General features: G+C 71.8%; 18 protein-coding genes. 11 read left to right on the top strand and 7 right to left on the bottom strand.

The annotated features are described in order from the left end of the window. Positions 1–34: 34 nt before the first annotated feature. The 4 genes from aroA to ACFW6A_RS24975 are packed head-to-tail and all read left to right on the top strand — an operon-like array spanning position 35 to position 3,919. Positions 35–1,336 (top strand): 3-phosphoshikimate 1-carboxyvinyltransferase, encoded by a 1,302-nt coding sequence (gene aroA, locus ACFW6A_RS24960; protein ID WP_351849504.1) that lies wholly within the window; start codon positions 35–37, stop codon positions 1,334–1,336. Continuing rightward, positions 1,333–2,865: a 2,3-bisphosphoglycerate-independent phosphoglycerate mutase gene (gene gpmI, locus ACFW6A_RS24965; RefSeq protein ID WP_386643076.1), complete on the top strand. Its 1,533-nt coding sequence runs from the start codon at positions 1,333–1,335 to the stop codon at positions 2,863–2,865. Before aroA ends, gpmI begins: the two co-directional genes overlap by 4 nt. Further along, the gene (locus tag ACFW6A_RS24970) at positions 2,862–3,215 is read left to right on the top strand and encodes a hypothetical protein (RefSeq protein WP_386643079.1); all 354 of its coding nucleotides are present in this window, start codon (positions 2,862–2,864) and stop codon (positions 3,213–3,215) included. The genes gpmI and ACFW6A_RS24970 overlap by 4 nt, the downstream gene beginning before the upstream one ends. Continuing rightward, the gene (locus ACFW6A_RS24975) at positions 3,212–3,919 is read left to right on the top strand and encodes a hypothetical protein (protein ID WP_351849498.1); all 708 of its coding nucleotides are present in this window, start codon (positions 3,212–3,214) and stop codon (positions 3,917–3,919) included. Before ACFW6A_RS24970 ends, ACFW6A_RS24975 begins: the two co-directional genes overlap by 4 nt. A 24-nt stretch (positions 3,920–3,943) precedes the next feature. On the opposite strand, the gene ACFW6A_RS24980 is transcribed toward ACFW6A_RS24975, so the two are convergent. Beyond that, positions 3,944–4,333: a metalloregulator ArsR/SmtB family transcription factor gene (locus ACFW6A_RS24980; RefSeq protein ID WP_351849496.1), complete on the bottom strand. Its 390-nt coding sequence runs from the start codon at positions 4,331–4,333 to the stop codon at positions 3,944–3,946. Positions 4,334–4,475: 142 nt separating this feature from the next. On the opposite strand from ACFW6A_RS24980, the gene ACFW6A_RS24985 reads away from it, so the two are divergent. The 3 genes from ACFW6A_RS24985 to ACFW6A_RS24995 are packed head-to-tail and all read left to right on the top strand — an operon-like array spanning position 4,476 to position 7,927. Beyond that, on the top strand, positions 4,476–5,393 hold the full coding sequence (locus tag ACFW6A_RS24985) for a phosphate ABC transporter substrate-binding protein (protein ID WP_351849494.1): 918 nt from the start codon (positions 4,476–4,478) through the stop codon (positions 5,391–5,393). A 3-nt stretch (positions 5,394–5,396) separates the two neighbouring features. Then, positions 5,397–7,229, top strand: a complete 1,833-nt coding sequence (gene pstC / locus ACFW6A_RS24990) for a phosphate ABC transporter permease subunit PstC (RefSeq protein ID WP_351849492.1) — start codon at positions 5,397–5,399, stop codon at positions 7,227–7,229. Further along, positions 7,217–7,927 carry an ATP-binding cassette domain-containing protein gene (locus ACFW6A_RS24995; protein ID WP_351849490.1) on the top strand — a complete coding sequence of 237 codons (711 nt, stop codon included), beginning with the start codon at positions 7,217–7,219 and terminating at the stop codon, positions 7,925–7,927. Before pstC ends, ACFW6A_RS24995 begins: the two co-directional genes overlap by 13 nt. 69 nt (positions 7,928–7,996) lie before the next feature. Here ACFW6A_RS24995 and trxB read toward each other — a convergent pair whose 3' ends face one another. Both trxB and ACFW6A_RS25005 read right to left on the bottom strand, forming a co-directional pair. Next, positions 7,997–8,998, bottom strand: a complete 1,002-nt coding sequence (gene trxB / locus ACFW6A_RS25000) for a thioredoxin-disulfide reductase (RefSeq protein ID WP_386643084.1) — start codon at positions 8,996–8,998, stop codon at positions 7,997–7,999. Between the two features lie 7 nt (positions 8,999–9,005). Further along, positions 9,006–9,437: an arsenate reductase ArsC gene (locus ACFW6A_RS25005; protein WP_351849486.1), complete on the bottom strand. Its 432-nt coding sequence runs from the start codon at positions 9,435–9,437 to the stop codon at positions 9,006–9,008. A 74-nt stretch (positions 9,438–9,511) separates the two neighbouring features. Here ACFW6A_RS25005 and ACFW6A_RS25010 point away from each other — a divergent pair, with 74 nt between their 5' ends. The 3 genes from ACFW6A_RS25010 (at position 9,512) to ACFW6A_RS25020 (ending at position 12,047) form a co-directional block, all read left to right on the top strand. After that, entirely contained in the window at positions 9,512–9,820 is a 309-nt protein-coding gene (locus ACFW6A_RS25010) for a helix-turn-helix transcriptional regulator (protein ID WP_200423935.1), read from the top strand. After that, entirely contained in the window at positions 9,817–10,902 is a 1,086-nt protein-coding gene (arsB, locus tag ACFW6A_RS25015; protein ID WP_386484479.1) for an ACR3 family arsenite efflux transporter, read from the top strand. The genes ACFW6A_RS25010 and arsB overlap by 4 nt, the downstream gene beginning before the upstream one ends. An 83-nt stretch (positions 10,903–10,985) precedes the next feature. Next, entirely contained in the window at positions 10,986–12,047 is a 1,062-nt protein-coding gene (locus ACFW6A_RS25020; RefSeq protein WP_351849482.1) for an ArsO family NAD(P)H-dependent flavin-containing monooxygenase, read from the top strand. Here the strand turns inward: ACFW6A_RS25020 and ACFW6A_RS25025 are convergent. Together ACFW6A_RS25025 and ACFW6A_RS25030 are read right to left on the bottom strand one after the other, a co-directional pair. Beyond that, a complete protein-coding gene (locus tag ACFW6A_RS25025; protein ID WP_351849480.1) occupies positions 12,044–12,544 on the bottom strand; it encodes an N-acetyltransferase family protein in 501 nt (166 codons plus the stop codon). The genes ACFW6A_RS25020 and ACFW6A_RS25025 overlap by 4 nt on opposite strands. Next, positions 12,534–12,857, bottom strand: coding sequence for a metalloregulator ArsR/SmtB family transcription factor (locus ACFW6A_RS25030; RefSeq protein WP_351849478.1), 324 nt, complete (start codon positions 12,855–12,857; stop codon positions 12,534–12,536). Before ACFW6A_RS25030 ends, ACFW6A_RS25025 begins: the two co-directional genes overlap by 11 nt. Before the next feature lie 68 nt (positions 12,858–12,925). Here ACFW6A_RS25030 and ACFW6A_RS25035 point away from each other — a divergent pair, with 68 nt between their 5' ends. Beyond that, positions 12,926–13,435: an N-acetyltransferase gene (locus tag ACFW6A_RS25035; protein WP_351849476.1), complete on the top strand. Its 510-nt coding sequence runs from the start codon at positions 12,926–12,928 to the stop codon at positions 13,433–13,435. A gap of 104 nt (positions 13,436–13,539) precedes the next feature. Here ACFW6A_RS25035 and ACFW6A_RS25040 read toward each other — a convergent pair whose 3' ends face one another. After that, positions 13,540–14,622, bottom strand: coding sequence for a ThiF family adenylyltransferase (locus ACFW6A_RS25040; protein ID WP_351849474.1), 1,083 nt, complete (start codon positions 14,620–14,622; stop codon positions 13,540–13,542). Continuing rightward, on the bottom strand, positions 14,619–15,920 hold the full coding sequence (locus tag ACFW6A_RS25045; RefSeq protein ID WP_386484485.1) for an MFS transporter: 1,302 nt from the start codon (positions 15,918–15,920) through the stop codon (positions 14,619–14,621). The genes ACFW6A_RS25040 and ACFW6A_RS25045 overlap by 4 nt, the downstream gene beginning before the upstream one ends. Positions 15,921–16,272 lie beyond the last annotated feature (352 nt).

Raw genomic sequence — 16,272 nt, forward strand, 5'->3', positions numbered from 1 at the left:
TCCAGATCACACACCCCTGCGAGGAGTACCACCCATGAGCGGCATCAACGACCCCCGTCTCAAGGCCGAAGAGCTCACCGTCGAGCCGCTGGCCGCCATCGACCACGACGTGAAGGTCCTCGGCTCGAAGAGCTACACCAACCGCCAGATCGCCGTCGCCGCCCTGTCCGGCAAGGAAGGCGTGATCGACGGCGCGCTCATCTCCGACGACACCGTCTTCTTCACCAAGGCCGTCGAGTCCTTCGGGCACGTCACCGCCGAGATCGACCACGAGGCCGCGCGCATCTCCTTCACCCCGACCGGCAAGCCGATGACGGCCCCGCAGGAGGAGATCTTCGTCGGCGGCGCCGGCACCCCGCTGCGCTTCCTCATCTCCATGGCGGGCCTCGCCGAGGGCACCACCACCATCACCGGCAACGCCCGGATGCAGGAGCGCCCGTTCGGCGACCTGCTCGCCGCCCTGCCCGGTCTCGGCGTCGAGGCCGTCGCCGTGCGCGGCAACGGCTCCCCGCCGATCCGCGTCACCGGCGGCGACTTCGCCGGCGGGAGGACGAAGATCTCCGGCGCCGTCTCCAGCCAGTACACCTCCTCGCTCCTCATCAGCTCCGTGCTGGCGAAGCAGGACACCGAGATCGAGATCGTCGACGAGCTGGTCTCCAAGCCGTACGTCGAGATGACCCTGGCGACCCTGGCCGAGCACGGCATCACCGTCGAGCGCGACGGCTACCGCTGGTTCAAGGTGCCCGCCGGCCAGTCCTTCAAGGGCGGCCACGCGATCGTCGAGCCGGACGCCTCGGGCCTGTCGTACTTCATCGCCGCCGCCGCGATCCTCGGCGGCCGGGTCACCATCCCCGGCATCGGCTCCACCTCCCACCAGGGCGACGTCGGCCTGGTCGAGGTCCTCGGCCGGATGGGCGCGCACACCGAGGTCGCCGAGAACTCGGTCACCGTCAAGGGCGGGCAGCTGCGCGGCATCGAGGTCGACATGGACGCCATGCCCGACGTCGTCCCCTCGCTCGCCGCCGTCGCCGCCTTCGCCGAGGGCCCGACCCACATCACCAACATCGCCAGCCTCCGCGTGAAGGAGTGCGACCGCATCGCGGCCGTCACCACCGAGCTGCGCAAGATGGGCGTCAAGGTCGACGAGTACGACGACGCCATGACCGTCCACGGTGGCCCCTCGCACGGCGCGGTCATCGACACCTACGACGACCACCGCATCGCCATGACCTTCGCGATCATGGGCCTGCGCACCCCCGGCGTCGTCATCAAGGACCCCGGCTGCGTCGCCAAGTCCTTCCCCGCCTTCTGGCAGACCCTGGACACCCTGCGATGACCGAGACCCCCGACACCCGTCCCGGCATCCTGCTCGTCCTCGACGGCTGGGGCCACGCCGAGCCGGGGCCCGGCAACGCCCTCGCGGTCGCGGACACTCCCGTCCTGGACGGCATCCGGGCCAAGTACCCCGCCACCCTCGTGGAGGCGTCCGGCGAGCACGTCGGCCTGCTGCCCGGCACGGTCGGCAACTCCGAGATCGGCCACATGGTCATCGGCGCCGGCCGCCCGCTGGACTACGACAGCGTGCTGGTCCAGGGGCAGATCGACTCCGGCGGCCTGCGCGACAACCCGCGCCTGACGGAGGCGCTCGACGCGCTCGCGGCCGGCGGCGGCGCCCTGCACCTGATCGGGCTGGCCTCCGACGGGCAGATCCACGCCCACGTCGACCACCTGCGCGAGCTGCTCTCCATCGCCGCCGCCCGGGGCGTCGAGCGGGTCTGGGTGCACGCGATCACCGACGGCCGGGACGTGGCCGACCGCACGGCCGGCCACTACCTCGGCCGGGTCGAGGAGTTCTTCGCGACGACCGGTGTCGGCCGCCTGGCCACGGTCTCCGGCCGTGGCTACGCCCTCGACAAGAGCGGCGACCTGGAGCTGACCGCCAAGGTCACCCAGGCGGTGGCGGACGGCCGCGGAGCCCTGGCCCGCGACCACGGCCAGGTCCTGGCGGGCGCCGGCGACGGCGACGTGTGGGTCGTCCCGACCGTCCTCACCGATGCCGCCGGCGAACCGCTGGCGACCGTGCGGGACGGGGACGCGGTCCTGTTCGCCAACTTCCGCAGCGACCGCATCCAGCAGCTCGCCGACGACCTGGTGAAGCACCTGGCCGAGAGCGACGTGCGGATCCTCTCCCTCACCCAGTACGACACCGAGGCGGACATCCCCGCCCTGGTCGGCCGCGCCGACGCCTCCGGCGGTCTCGCGGACCAGCTGGAGGCCCACGGCCTGCGTTCCGTGCGGGTCGCCGAGCAGGAGAAGTTCGAGCACGTCACCTACTACCTGAACGGGCGCGACGAGCGGCGCCGGGAGGTCGAGGAGCACGTCCGGATCACGTCGGACGAGGCGCCCGAGTACACCGCCCGGCCCGAGATGAACCTCGACCGGGTCGCCGACGCGGTGATCGAGGCCGCCGGCCGGACCGACGTCGCCCTCGTGGCGGCCAACCTCGCCAACATCGACGTCGTCGGCCACACCGGCGACCACGACGCCACCGTGAAGGCAGCCGAGTACACCGACGACCAGGTCGACCGGATCCTGACCGCCGCCGCGGCCACCGGCCGCTGGGTGGTCCTGGTCGGCGACCACGGGAACGCCGAACGGATGTCCAAGCCCGGCCCGGACGGCACCCCGCTCCCGTACGGCGGACACACCACCAACCCGGTCCCGGCGGTCGTCGTCCCGGCTCCCGGGCAGCTCCTGCCTGGTGCTCTGCGTGACGGCGGCAGCCTCGCCGACATCGCGCCCACCGTGCTCGCCCTGCTCGGCCGTCCGAGCGGTCCCGCCATGACCGGAAGGAGCCTGCTGTGACCCTCGCGCCCCCGCTCGCCCAGACCGCCACGCCGGGCGGCACCCGCTTCGCCGGCGCCTACGCCGACGGCGCCGTCCGCCACGAGCCGGACGCGGGCCCCGCGCTGGCCGCCGAGGTGCTCGTCAGCGCCGACGGCTCCGCCCACGTCCTGACCGTCACCAACCTCACCTCCGAGGTCCAGGACGTGCTTCCCGAGCCGCTGCTGCCGGCCGGCGAAGGACCGCTGCTGTTCCTCGGCGGCGCGTCCACCACCACCGAGCGCGACGGCCGCCTCGTCGCCCGCCTCGCCCCCCACGGGTTCGTCCGCCTCGGACGCGCCCTCGACACCGACCAGGAGCACGCCTCATGACCACCGTCACCGGACCGCGTCCGCGCGTGGCGCTGATCGGGGACCACGGCAAGTCCCCCGCCCACGCCCGCCTCGACGGCTTCCGCGCCGAGCTGGAGGTGGACACCGTGTGGGTGCCCACCGAGACGATCACCGGCCCGGAGTCGTTCGACGGCTTCGACGGCCTGTGGGTCGTGCCCGGCTCCCCGTACGAGAACAAGGACGGCGTCCTCGCCGCCGCCCGGCACGCCCGCGAGAACGGCGTCCCGTACCTGGGCACCTGCGGCGGCTTCCAGCACGCCCTGATCGAGTACGCCCGCAACGTCGCCGGCCTCACCGACGCCGACGACGTCCAGTACGACCCCGAGGCGGCCACCCCACTGATCGTGCCGCTCACCTGCTGCCTCGCGGGCGAGCAGGCACCCCTGCTGCTGACCGCCGGCAGCCGGCTCGCGGCGGTCTACGACGGGGCCGAGCGCTCGACGGAGACGTACCACTGCAAGTACGGCCTGAACGCGGAGTTCGTCGAGCTGCTGACCGGCGCGGGCGTGCTGTTCAGCGGCTGGGACGAGGAAGGCGCCCCGCGGGCCGCCGAGGTGCCGGGCCACCCGTTCTTCATCGGCACCCTGTTCCAGCCCGAGCTGGTCTCGGGCCCGGGCCGGATCCACCGGCTGATCACGGCCTTCACGGCCGAGGTGAGCGCCCGGGCGGCCGTCACCGTCTGAGGCGGTGCGCCCGGCCGGGGCGGCTCACGCCTCCGCCGGGCCCCCACCCCAGATCAGCGCGTCGAGAACGGCCCTGTGCTCGGGCCGGATCGCGTACCAGGCCCAGGTGCCGCGCTTCCTGCGGCTCACGAGGCCGGCGTCCACGAGGATCTTCATGTGGTAGCTGACGGTCGGCTGGGCGAGGTCCAGCAGCGGCGTCATGTCGCACACGCACGCCTCGCCCTCCGGAGCGGCCAGCAGCACGCTGAGGATCTGCAAGCGGGTCGGGTCGGCGATGCCCTTCACGTTCCGGGCCAGCGCCTCAGCCCGCTCCCGGGGCAGCGGTTCCACGTCGAGAGGCGGCCCGCAGGTCGGATCCTCGTCGACGAAGGGCAGCAACCCCGAGCGATGGTCGGTCGCTTGTTCTGCTGGCATGACGATCACCCTATGTCGGCCCGGTCGGCCGCCCGAGTCCCATCGAACGAGTTCACCCACTGTTCGCCTCTCATTCAACGGAAGTCCGAACAGCCCCCGCACGTCCCCCTCTTCCCTTTCCCACCACCGCGAAGGCACCGCCATGTCTGTCACCTCCACCGCACTTCGAAGCACCGCGACGGCCCTCTCCTCGCGCCGGATGCGCCAGGGAGCCGCCGCCTCCGCCGGCCTCCTCCTCGCCACCGTCCTCACCGGCTGCGCCGGTGCCGCGAAGGCCGAGACCGGGGCCCTCCAGGCCAGCGGCTCCACCACGGTCGCCCCGGTCGCCTCCGACGCCGCCGAGGCGCTCAAGGCCAAGGGCCTGAACATCACCGTCGCCACCCAGGGCGGCTCGGCCGGCGGCATCTCCCAGCTCGGCACCGGCCAGATCGAGATCGCGCTCAGCTCCAAGCCGCTGTCCGACAAGGACCACAAGGCGTACCCGAACGCCGACTTCGTCACCACGCAGATCGGCGCGGACGCGGTCGGCGTCATCATCACCAAGGAGGTCGCCGACGGCGGGGTCAAGAGCCTCTCCAAGGCGCAGGTGCAGGGCCTCTTCGAGGGGAAGATCACCAACTGGAAGGAGGTCGGCGGCCCCGACCTCCAGGTCTTCGTGTACGACAAGGAGCCCGGCCGCGGCACCCGTGAGGTGCTCGACAAGTTCGTCTACGGCAAGGGCGAGCCGCCGGCCCCGCCGCAGTCCGCCAACTACGCCGTCGTCGGCGGCAACACCGAGACCCGCAACAAGCTGAAGTCCACCCGCGGTTCCATCGCCCCGCTGTCGACCGGCTTCATCGACGGCCACCCCGACCTGGTCGCCGTGCCCCTGGACGGCATCGCCCCGACCCTGGAGAACGTGGCGTCCGGCAAGTACCCGATGACCCGCCCGCTGTACATGATCACCAACGGCCAGCCCAAGGGCCACGCCAAGCAGTACATCGACTACATCCTCTCCGCCGAGGGCCAGAAGCTGCTCCCGAAGCACGGCTACCTGACGCGCAAGCAGATGGGGCTCTGACCGATGAGCCTCACTCTGGAGCGCCCCGCCACGGCGCCCGGAACCACCGCGACGCGGCCGCCCGAGAAGGGCGGCCGCCCCGGCCGGGCGAGATGGGTCTGGGGCTGGGCCTACAGCGGCGTCCTGTCCGTCGCCCTCGCCCTCGTGGTCCTGATCGGCTACCTGGCCGACGGCATCGCGAGCGGCACGGTCGACTGGGGAGCCCTCCTCACCGACTCCGTCTGGAGCCCCGGGAACCTCGCCTTCGGCGGCCTGGCCATGATCTACGGGTCGGCGGTCGTCTGCGTCCTGGCCCTCGTGCTGGCCGTCCCCGTCGGCTGGGCGGCGGCCGTCGCCCTCTCCGAGTACCTGCCGCCCCGCCTCGCGAAGCCGCTGCGCCTGAGCATCGAACTCCTCGCGGCGGTCCCCTCCATCGTCTACGGACTCATCGGCATCATGGTGATCCGGCCGTTCGTCGCCGGCCTCGGCGACGTCCCGGGCGGCGACAGCATCCTCGCCGCCGGCATCGTCCTCGCCGTGATGATCATGCCGACGATCGTGGCGGTCAGCGTGGACGCCCTCGCCGCCGTACCCGGCCGCTACCGGGAGGCCGCGTACTCCCTCGGTCTCACCCGCCGGGAGGTCGTCCGCTCCGCCGTTCTGCCCCAGGCCCGTTCGGGCATGCGCGCCGGCGTCCTGCTCGGTCTGGCCAGGGCGCTCGGCGAGGCCATCGCGGTCTTCATGGTCATCGGCCGCGCCGACGGGCGCCTCCCGCAGTCGTTCGGCGACTTCTTCTCGTCGCTCGTCCGCCCCGGCCAGACCCTCACCACCAAGCTGGCCGGTCCCGAGCCGATGCTCGCGGGCACCTCCGGCCCGTACTTCGCGGCCCTGTGCGGACTCGGCATCATCCTGCTCGCCCTGGTCGCCGCCGCCACCGTGTGGGGCACCCGCGGCTCCTCGGCCCGGGTGCGGCGCGGACCGCGCGTCCGGCGGACCTCCGCGTGGATGCGCGGCCCCAAGGACCGGCTGACCACGGCCGTCCGCTACGGCGCCCTGCTGCTGCCGACCGCCCTCCTGCTCGGCATGCTCGGCATCCTGCTGGCCCGCGGCGGGGCGGCCCTCAACCCGGCCTTCTGGTTCACCCCGTCCGCCGGCGCGTCCGACGGAGGCATCCGCGACCAGATCGTCGGCACGCTCCTGCTCCTCGCGACCACCGCGCTGATCGCCCTGCCGCTCGGCTACGGGGCCGGCATCGTCATCGGCACCCACGCCTCGGCGAAGACCTCACGGATCCTGGAGACGCTGACCGTGGCGGTCGGCGGGACGCCCACCATCCTCCTCGGCCTCGCGGGTTACGTGCTGTTCTGCACCACCCTGGGCTGGGGCCGGTCCTGGCTGGCCGGCGCGGTGGTCCTGGTGCCCGTCGTGGTCCCGGTCGTCGCCCTCACCACCGCCGGCCGCGTCCGCGGCATGCCGGGCGAACTCACCGAGAGCGCCCTCGCACTGGGTCTGACCCGGGCCCAGTACATCCGCTCCGTGGTCATCCCCTACACCTGGCCGGCCACCCTCACGGGCCTCCTCCTCGGCCTGGCCCGCGCGGCGGGCGAGACGGCCCCCCTGATCTTCACCGCCACGGTGTTCTTCGGGGCCCCCGCCCTCCCGACCGGCATCGTCAACGCCCCGGTCCAGGCCCTGCCCACGCACATCTTCACCCTGTCGCAGGACTCCGGCGCCCCCGAGGCGATCGCCCAGGCGTGGGGCAGCGCCCTCGTCCTGGTCCTGATCACCGCCGGCCTGCTCACCCTGGCCGTCTTCCTGCGCAACCGATTCGAAGGAGCACGACGTTGGACAACGTGAAGGCGGGGAACGCCGACCCGCGCAACGTGATCGCCGTCCGCGACCTGCGGGTCCTGGACGGGAAGAAGACCCTGGTCGGCCCGGTCGACTTCGAGCTGCCCGCCGGCTCCACGACCGGCCTGTGCGGCCCGTCCGGCGCCGGCAAGTCGACGGTGCTGCGCGCCCTGGTCGATCTGCTGCCGCACGGCCTGCGGCGGGAGGGCGAGGTGCGGGTGCTGGGCGAGCCGGTCCGGTACGGCAAGGGCGACGCGGACCTGCGGAGCACCGTCGTCCTGGTGCCGCAGACGCCGGTGGTCTTCGGCGGAAGCATCATGGACAACGCCCTGTTCGGCCTGCGTCACCTGGTCCGGGCCTCCCGTACGGAGATGCGGGACCGGATGGAGAAGGCGCTGCGGGAGTCGGGCCTGTGGAACGAGGTCCAGAACCGGCTGGACACCCCGGCGCAGTCGCTCTCCAACGGTCAGCGCCAGCGCCTGTGCCTGGCCCGGGCCCTCGCCCTGGAGCCGGCGGCGCTCCTGCTCGACGAGCCGACCAGCGCCCTGGACGAGCGCAGCCGCGACACCGTCGAGGAGTCGGTGGCGGCGCTGCGCGGGAACCGTACGGTCCTTCTCGTGTCGCACGACCCGGGTCAGGTGGAACGGCTCTGCGACCGCACGGTCCGGCTGGAGCTCCCGGAGACGGCCGCTCTCGTCTCCTGACCCTCCGCCAGAGTGAACCGGGCCCGTTCCGTCGTGAGGCAAGCACGACGGAACGGGCCCGGCGCCTTTTCAGACCACGTCGACGAGCGCGGTCCCGGCGGCCGGCTCGGCGTCCCGGAGGGCCGCGAGGTACCGCTCGGCGTCGAGGGCGGCGGCGCAGCCGGAGCCCGCGGCCGTAATGGCCTGGCGGTAGGTGTGGTCGACGACGTCACCGGCGCCGAAGACGCCCGGCAGGCTCGTACGGGTCGAGGGGGCTTCGGTCTTCAGGTAGCCCTCGTCGTCGAGTGCGAGCTGGTCGGCGAAGAGCTCGGTGCGGGGGTCGTGACCGATGGCGATGAACAGGCCGGTCGCGTCCAGCTCCCGGGTCTGTCCCGAGATGGCGTCGCGCAGGACGACTCCGGACAGCATGCCGTTCGTCTCCTTGATCTCGGCGACCTCGCTGTCGAAGGCGAAGGAGATCTTGTCGTCGGCGAAGGCCCGGTTCTGCATGGTCTTGGACGCGCGCAGGGTGGAGCGGCGGTGGACGACGGTGACCGAGCGGGCGAAGCGGGTGAGGAAGGTGGCCTCCTCCATGGCGGTGTCTCCGCCGCCGACCACGACGATGTCGCGGTCGCGGAAGAAGAAGCCGTCGCAGGTGGCGCACCAGGAGACGCCCCGCCCGGACAGCTCGTCCTCCTTGGGCAGGCCGAGCTTGCGGTAGCCGGAGCCGGTGGCGATGATCACGGCCTTGGCGCGGTGGACGGTGCCGGCGGAGTCGGTGAGGAGCTTGATGTCACCGGTGAGGTCCACGGAGACGATGTCGTCGTCGATCATCTCGGCGCCGAACCGCTCGGCCTGGGCCCGCATGTCGTCCATGAGGTCGGGGCCGTTGATGCCGGTGGGGAAGCCGGGGAAGTTCTCGACCTCGGTGGTCGTGGTGAGCGAGCCGCCGACGAATATGGAGCTGCCGAACAGCAGCGGCTTCAGCTGGGCACGGGCGGTGTAGAGCGCGGCGGTGTACCCGGCGGGGCCGGAGCCGATGATGATGACCTCGCGGACGTCGTTCTCGGCGCCGGTCGTGGTGGTCGTCATGGTGAGGTCAGCTCTCCTGCTTCTCGGCGTTCGTGGAGTCGATCTCTGCGATGAGGCCCTCGATGAGCCCCTTGATCTCGTCCCGGATGGGACGGACGGCCTCGACCCCCTGGCCGGCCGGGTCCTCCAGGACCCAGTCGAGGTAGGTCTTGCCGGGGAAGTAGGGGCAGGCGTCGCCGCAGCCCATGGTGATGATGTAGTCCGACGCCTGGGCGGCCTCGACGGTGAGGACCTTCGGCTGCTGGTCGGAGATGTCGATGCCGAGTTCGGCCATGGCGGCCACCGCGGCCGGATTGACCTGGTCACCCGGGAGGGAGCCGGCGGACCGGACCTCCACACGGTCGCCCGCCAGGTGCCGGAGGAACCCGGCGGCCATCTGGGACCGCCCCGCGTTGTGGACGCAGACGAACAGCACGGACGCGAGCGGGGACTCGGACATCGGTTCTTCCTTCGTGACAGACGGGCATCAGCCCGGACTGGCATCACCCTTCACTGATGTGACAGTATCAGTCCATGCTGACGTCAGTCGACACTGAGCTGTTGAAGGTCCTCGCCGACCCGCTGCGGCTCCAGATCGTGACCCTGCTCGCCCGCGAGACCCTGTGCACCACGCACCTGGTCGAGGAGACCGGAGCCAGACAGACCAACCTCTCCAACCACCTCAAGGTCCTGCGCGAGGCGGGCGTGGTGGAGACGGAGCCGTGCGGCCGGTTCACGTACTACCGACTGCGGCCCGACGTCCTCGAAGCGCTCGCCGGCCAGTTCGCCGGTCTCGCCGCCACCGCCCGCGCCCACGCCGACTCCAAGAGGTCCTGCCCGTGACCCCCGCCGCCCCCGCGACCGCCGCCGAGGAGACCTCGGTCGTCGCGAAGCTGTCGACGCTCGACCGCTTCCTCGCCGTCTGGATCCTCCTGGCCATGGGCCTGGGCCTCGGTCTGGGGCGGCTCGTCCCCGGCATGGACGACGCGCTCGCGAAGGTCGAGATCGGCGGGATCTCCCTGCCGATCGCCGTCGGCCTGCTGATCATGATGTACCCGGTCCTCGCCAAGGTCCGCTACGACAAGCTCGACGCCGTCACCGGCGACAAGAAGCTCATGGTCTCGTCGCTGGTGATCAACTGGGTCCTCGGCCCGGCGGTGATGTTCGCGCTCGCCTGGATCTTCCTGCCGGACCTGCCCGAGTACCGCACCGGCCTGATCATCGTCGGCCTCGCCCGCTGCATCGCCATGGTGATCATCTGGAACGACCTCGCCTGCGGCGACCGCGAGGCGGCAGCCGTCCTGGTCGCCCTGAACTCGGTCTTCCAGGTCCTCGCGTTCGGCCTGCTCGGCTGGTTCTACCTCGACATCCTGCCGGGCTGGCTCGGTCTCGGAGAGGGCGAGACCCTCGACATCTCGATGGGGAAGATCGCGCTCAATGTGGTCATCTTCCTCGGAGTCCCGCTGCTGGCCGGCTTCCTGACCCGCCGCATCGGGGAGAAGAAGCTGGGCCGGGAGTCGTACGAGCGGAACTTCCTCCCGAAGATCGGCCCCTGGGCCCTCTACGGCCTGCTCTTCACGATCGTCATCCTCTTCGCCCTCCAGGGAAAGACGATCACCTCGCAGCCCCTCGACGTCGCCCGCATCGCGCTTCCCCTCCTCGTCTACTTCGCGATCATGTGGTTCGGCACCTTCGCGCTGGGCAAGGCGATCGGCCTGAACTACGACCGCACCGCCACCCTCGCCTTCACCGCCGCCGGCAACAACTTCGAGCTCGCCATCGCCGTCGCCATCGCCACCTTCGGCGTCACCAGCGGCCAGGCGCTCTCCGGAGTCGTCGGCCCGCTGATCGAGGTCCCGGTCCTCGTCGCCCTGGTCTACGTGTCGCTGGCCTGGCGCAGGAAGTTCGCCCCCGCCCAGCAGTAGGCACAGTCCCGCGTCACCACCGAGGTGCCCCGCCCCGCCACCGCGCGGGCCGGGGCACCGCCGCCGAGAAGGGAAACCCGGGCATGACCCAGCACCAGGCCGCCGACGTGGTCGTCATCGGCGGAGGACAGGCGGGCCTCGCCGCCGGCTACCACCTGCGCCGGGCCGGCCTGGACTTCGTCGTCCTGGACGCCGGAACCGCTCCGGGCGGCGCCTGGCAGCACACCTGGGACTCCCTGCACCTCTTCTCCCCCGCCGCGTACTCCTCCCTCCCAGGCCGGCTCATGCCCCCGCAACCGAGCGAGACGTACCCGGAGGCCGCCCACGTCGTCGCGTACCTCACCGACTACGAGCAGCGGTACGGCCTCCCCGTCCACCGGCCCGTCCGCGTGGCCGGCGTCCACCGGGACGGCGCCCGCCTGCGGGTCGAGACCGACTCCGGTACGTGGCGGGCCCGCGCGGTCGTCAGCGCCACCGGCACCTGGTCCCGCCCCTTCATCCCGGCCGTTCCCGGCCGGACGGAGTTCCAGGGCGTCCAGCTCCACACGGTCGAGTACCGGCGCCCGTCAGACTTCGCCGGCCGGAAGGTGATCGTGGTCGGGGGCGGCAACTCCGGCGCCCAGATCGCCGCCGACCTCGCGTACGGCTCCGACCTGACCTGGGTCACCCTCCGCGAGCCCCGCTACCTCCCCGACGACATCGACGGCCGCGCCCTCTTCGACCACGCCACCGCCCGCCGCCGCGCCCTCGACGAAGGCCGCACCGACACCGGCGGCGTCGCCTCCCTCGGCGACATCGTCGCCGTTCCCCCGGTCCGCGCCGCCCGCGACGCCGGACTCCTCAAGCCCCAGCCGATGTTCACCCGCCTCACCGACACCGGCGTGGAATGGCCCGACGGCACGAGGACGGAAGCCGACGCGGTCATCTGGTGCACGGGCTTCCGCCCCGCCCTCGCGCACCTCGCGCCGCTCGGCCTGCGCGGCCCCCGGGGCCACATCCCCACGGCCGGCACCCAGGCCCTCGCCGACCCCCGCCTCCACCTCCTCGGCTACGGCGACTGGACCGGCCCCGCCTCCGCCACCCTCATCGGCGTCGGCCGCCCGGCCCGCGACGCGGCCCGCGCGATCGCCGACCTCCTGCGCTAGCCGACGACCTGGCTGCGGCGCTCCAGCAGCACAGTGTCCCGCCACCGGCCGTGATGGCGTCCGACGCGCTCGCGCCTGCCGATCACGCGGAAGCCCACGCGCTTGTGCAAAGCGAGGCTCGCCGTGTTCTCCGGGAAGACCCCGGACTGGATCGTCCAGATCCCGGCCTGCTCGGTGGAGTCGACCAGGGCCCTCAGGAGCGCGCCGGCGACCCCGCGCCCACGGGCGTCGGGGTGGACGTACACCGAGTGCTCGACCACCCCCGCGTACACGCACCGGTCCGAGACGGCGGAGGCGGCGATCCAGCCGAGCACGCGGCCGGCTTCGCCGAGGGCGACGAAGCGGTGCTCGGGCAGCCTGGACGCGTCGAACACCTCCCACGTGGGGGCCGTGGTCTCGAAGGTGGCGTCGCCCTCCTCGATTCCGGCCTGGTAGATGGCCAGGACCTGCTCTGCGTGGTCGGCGGTCATCGGGGTGACGACGAACTCAGCAGCCATCGGGCGTCTCTTCTCCCATGATCGACCGGACCGCGCGCGGGAACACCGACAGGCAGGTGCGGTTCACGGCGTACAGGGTCGAGGTGCCCTGCTTCTCGGGCAGGACGAAGCGGACCTCGGCCAGGATCTTCAGATGGTGGGAGACGGTCGACTGGCCGACCTCCACCCGGTCCACCAGTTCGCCCACGGTCATCGGCCGGCCCGCGCCGGCAAGCAAGTGCAGGAGCCGTACGCGGGTGGGGTCCGCGAGCGCGCGGAACCATGTGGCGTACGTGTGGGCCTGCTCGTCGGTGATCGATCCGGTGCTCTTCATCGATCATCGACGATATTCGATGATCGAGAGCTTGGCCAGAGCTGCGTCGCCTGCGAGGATCGCCCGCCATGGACTACACCCTGCACCGCGTACGAGCGGAGGACTGGCCCGCGTACCGGGCGATACGCCTGGCGATGATCCGGGACACCCCGCTCGCCTACCTGGAGACGATCGACGACGCGCTCGGCCACCCGGACTCCGAGTGGCAGTTCCGGACGAAGCGCGCGGAAGGCCCCGGCAACATCGGCGTCGCGGCCGTCGGCCCCGAGGGCTCGTGGGTCGGGGTGATGAACGGCTTCCTGCCCGCGCCGGACACGGCCAAGCTCGTCGGCGTCTGGCTGCACCCGGACCACCGGGGCCCGGCCGGGGGCGTGGCGGCGCTCATGCTGGAGGAGATCGTGCGCTGGGCGCGCGAGGAGACCGCGGCCGAGCGCCTCGTCCTCCTCGTCCACGAGGAGAACCACCGGGCCATCGGCTTCTACCGGCGCAGCGGCTTCGTCGCGACGGGCCACGAGGAGCCGTACCCGCTGGACGAGAGCCGGCGGGAGCTGGAGATGGCGCTGCCCTTGCGTGGCTGATCCGGTCGGCGGTCGGTGAGCGGCGGCGCGATGCGAGGAAGCCGGGCGCGGGCGGGGTCTCCCCCGTCCGCGCCCGGCTTCCGTTCGTCCTGCGTGCGGCAGCTCTAGGCCACGCCGCTCAGGGCCTCCTCGCGCGCGCCCGTACCGCACGAGCCACAGGCGTCGTTCCTGGCGTACTCCTCCGTCTGGACGCCGTACTCGATGGAGTCGAGGAGCAGTTTGGAGCCGAGGGACCTGACCGGCAGGCCGAGGAGGAAGCGCAGCGTGTCGTTGACCGCGGCGGCGGAGACCATGGCGTTGAGGGGGCCGTAACTGGGGGCCTGATAGGACCGGTTGTACTCGGTGAAGTCGGTGGTCTCCAGGTCGCCGCCGTTGTACGAGGCCAGGCCGGTGTCGGCGAAGTGGCACTCCAGGCAGGCCGTGCGGCCGGGCACGACCAGGGGGCCGACGATGCCCATCGTGTCGAGGTAGCCGGCGCAGGTGTACGGGACGCCGGTCCGCACCGACGCCTCGTTCAGCCAGCGGTGGACGTCCTGCGGGGTGTCGGCGGAGAGGATGACGAGGTCGCAGTCGGCGAAGTGCCGGACGGCGAAGTCGGGGCCGTCGAAGACGTCGTTGACCACGTCGACGCGGACCTCGGCGTTGCGCTCGGCGACGCGGCGGGCCAGGGCCTCGACCTTGGGAGTGCCGACGTCGCCCTCGGTGTACAGGAACTGGCGGGTGAGGTTCGTGGTCTCCACGACGTCCGCGTCGGCGACGACCAGCCGGCCGACGCCCGCCGCGGCCAGCATCATCGCCACGTTGCTGCCGATGCCGCCCGTGCCGATGAGTCCGACGGTGCTGTTCCGGATGACCGCCATCGGATCGCCCTCGAAGCCCGCGACGCCGAAGTAGAGGCGGTGGCGGCTGTAGCGCTCCTCGCGGTCGACCCAGTGCGAGGTGAGGACGCCGGCGCAGCGGAGCTCGGAGAGGAGTTGCCCGGCCTCTTCGTCGTTCAGGTCGGAGTGGGCGGTGACGGTGGCGAGCGCCTGCTCCTCGGGGACGGGCCGGGAGAAGGCGGACAGGACGTGCCGCAGGTAGTCGGGGGCGTCCTCGATGGCCAGGGCCGCAGGCGGCATGAGGCCGATCATGAGGTCCTTGCCCGGCTGCAGGACGGACAGCCCCTGTCGCAGGTTGATCGATGTCATCGGGTGCCTCCGTGGGCCGCCACGGCGGCGGTCGTGTTCAGGGGATGCGAGGGGGACGGAGCAGTGGTTTCGGTCCGGGGGGCCAGCAGTCGGCCACCGCCGAGGACGAGGAGGGCCGCGGCGACCGAGAAGACGGTCAGGAAGACGGCCGCTCCGGGCGGTCCGGCGAGGGCGAGCACGGCGCTCACCACGGCGACGGACACCGGCTGGACGGCGGACTCCAGGGACTGCACGGCGGTCATCGTCTGCCCGAGGTGTTCCGTCGGGACGCGTTCCTGGATGAGGTTGGAGCGGGAGACCGCGTAGACCATGCCGCACAGGTTCACGACGAGCATCGCCGCCGCGGCGCCGAGCCACGAGGGGATGGCGAAGAGCGCGGAGCCGAGGGCCATCCAGAGGGCGGCCCGGCGCATCACGGGCTCCTTGGGCCGGTCGGCGAGGCGCTGGCAGATCAGGGTGCCGAGGAAGAGGCCGGCGCCTGCGGCGCTCGTCACGATGCCCGCTTCGGTGGGCCCGTCGCCGTACACGTCCCGTACGGCGAAGACGGCCAGGGTGCCGAGGGGCGCGTACACGACCGCCACGGCGGCGATCGAGCTCATGAACCGTCCGGCGCCCTCGGCCCTGCGGAACCAGGTGAGGCCGTCGAGGAGGCTCTTGCGCAGGGGCGCGGTGGAGGTGTTCCCCGGTGTGGTCGGGGCGCCGATGGTGAGGACGACGCCGGCGATGGCCAGGAAGGTGAGGCTGTCGAGCAGCATCAGCACGTCGGCGGAGGTGACCTGCAGCAGGAAGCCGCCGGCCGCGGGGCCGAGGACCGAGGCGGAGGTCCAGGCACTGGCGAAGGCCGCGTTCACCTTGCTGCGGCGGTCTCCGTACACGCGGGGGACGGTGACGAAGGTGGCCGTGCGGGCGAACAGGTCGATGGTGTTCATCGCGTACGCGATGAGGCCGATCAGCCAGACGGAGGCGACGGACGCGCCGGCGGCGAGCGGGATCGTCAGGACGAGGCCGGCCTGGAGGAGGTAGGCCCACAGCATCATCGCGCGGGGAGACCGGCGGTCGGCGAGCACGCCGACCAGGGGCCCGGGGAACGCCTTGGGCAATTGGGTGGCGAGGGCCACGCCGCCCATGGCGGCGAAGGAATGCGTCCGGTCGAAGACGAGAAGGGGAAGGACGATGTTGAAGACGCCGTTACCGAAGGCGTTGACCCACATTCCGGCGAAATGGCGGCGGAATCTTGAGTCACGCCAGATGGACTTCGCATCGGACGGTTCCGCGCTCTTCTTTTCCGTGTGCACCATGGGCCGTTCCGCCTCCGGACGAACTCTGGATCTGGGATGGAAGCTGGGGGGAGCTGGGGGAGCCGCTGCCGCGGGCCGGGAACCGGGGTCGTTCCCGGCCCGCGAGGCGACGACTGCTAGTTGAAGGCGCGACCGGAGACGGCCTTGGCGGTGACGACCTTGATGATCTTCAGCATGATTACTCCTGAGTGTTTTCGAGATTTCCCGGGATTCCCTCCCGGAGCCGCCTCCGTTTGTTGGCGACGAGTTAATGATGTCCTGTCCCCAGGACCCCCGGAAGCCCTTACGAGTGGCATCAATTGCACCCGGCAGGAAGCTGCCGGGAGGTGAAATGGAAAGTCACCGGAAAAGA

The organism is Streptomyces sp. NPDC058758, from assembly GCF_042746075.1.
Lineage (GTDB): Bacteria > Actinomycetota > Actinomycetes > Streptomycetales > Streptomycetaceae > Streptomyces.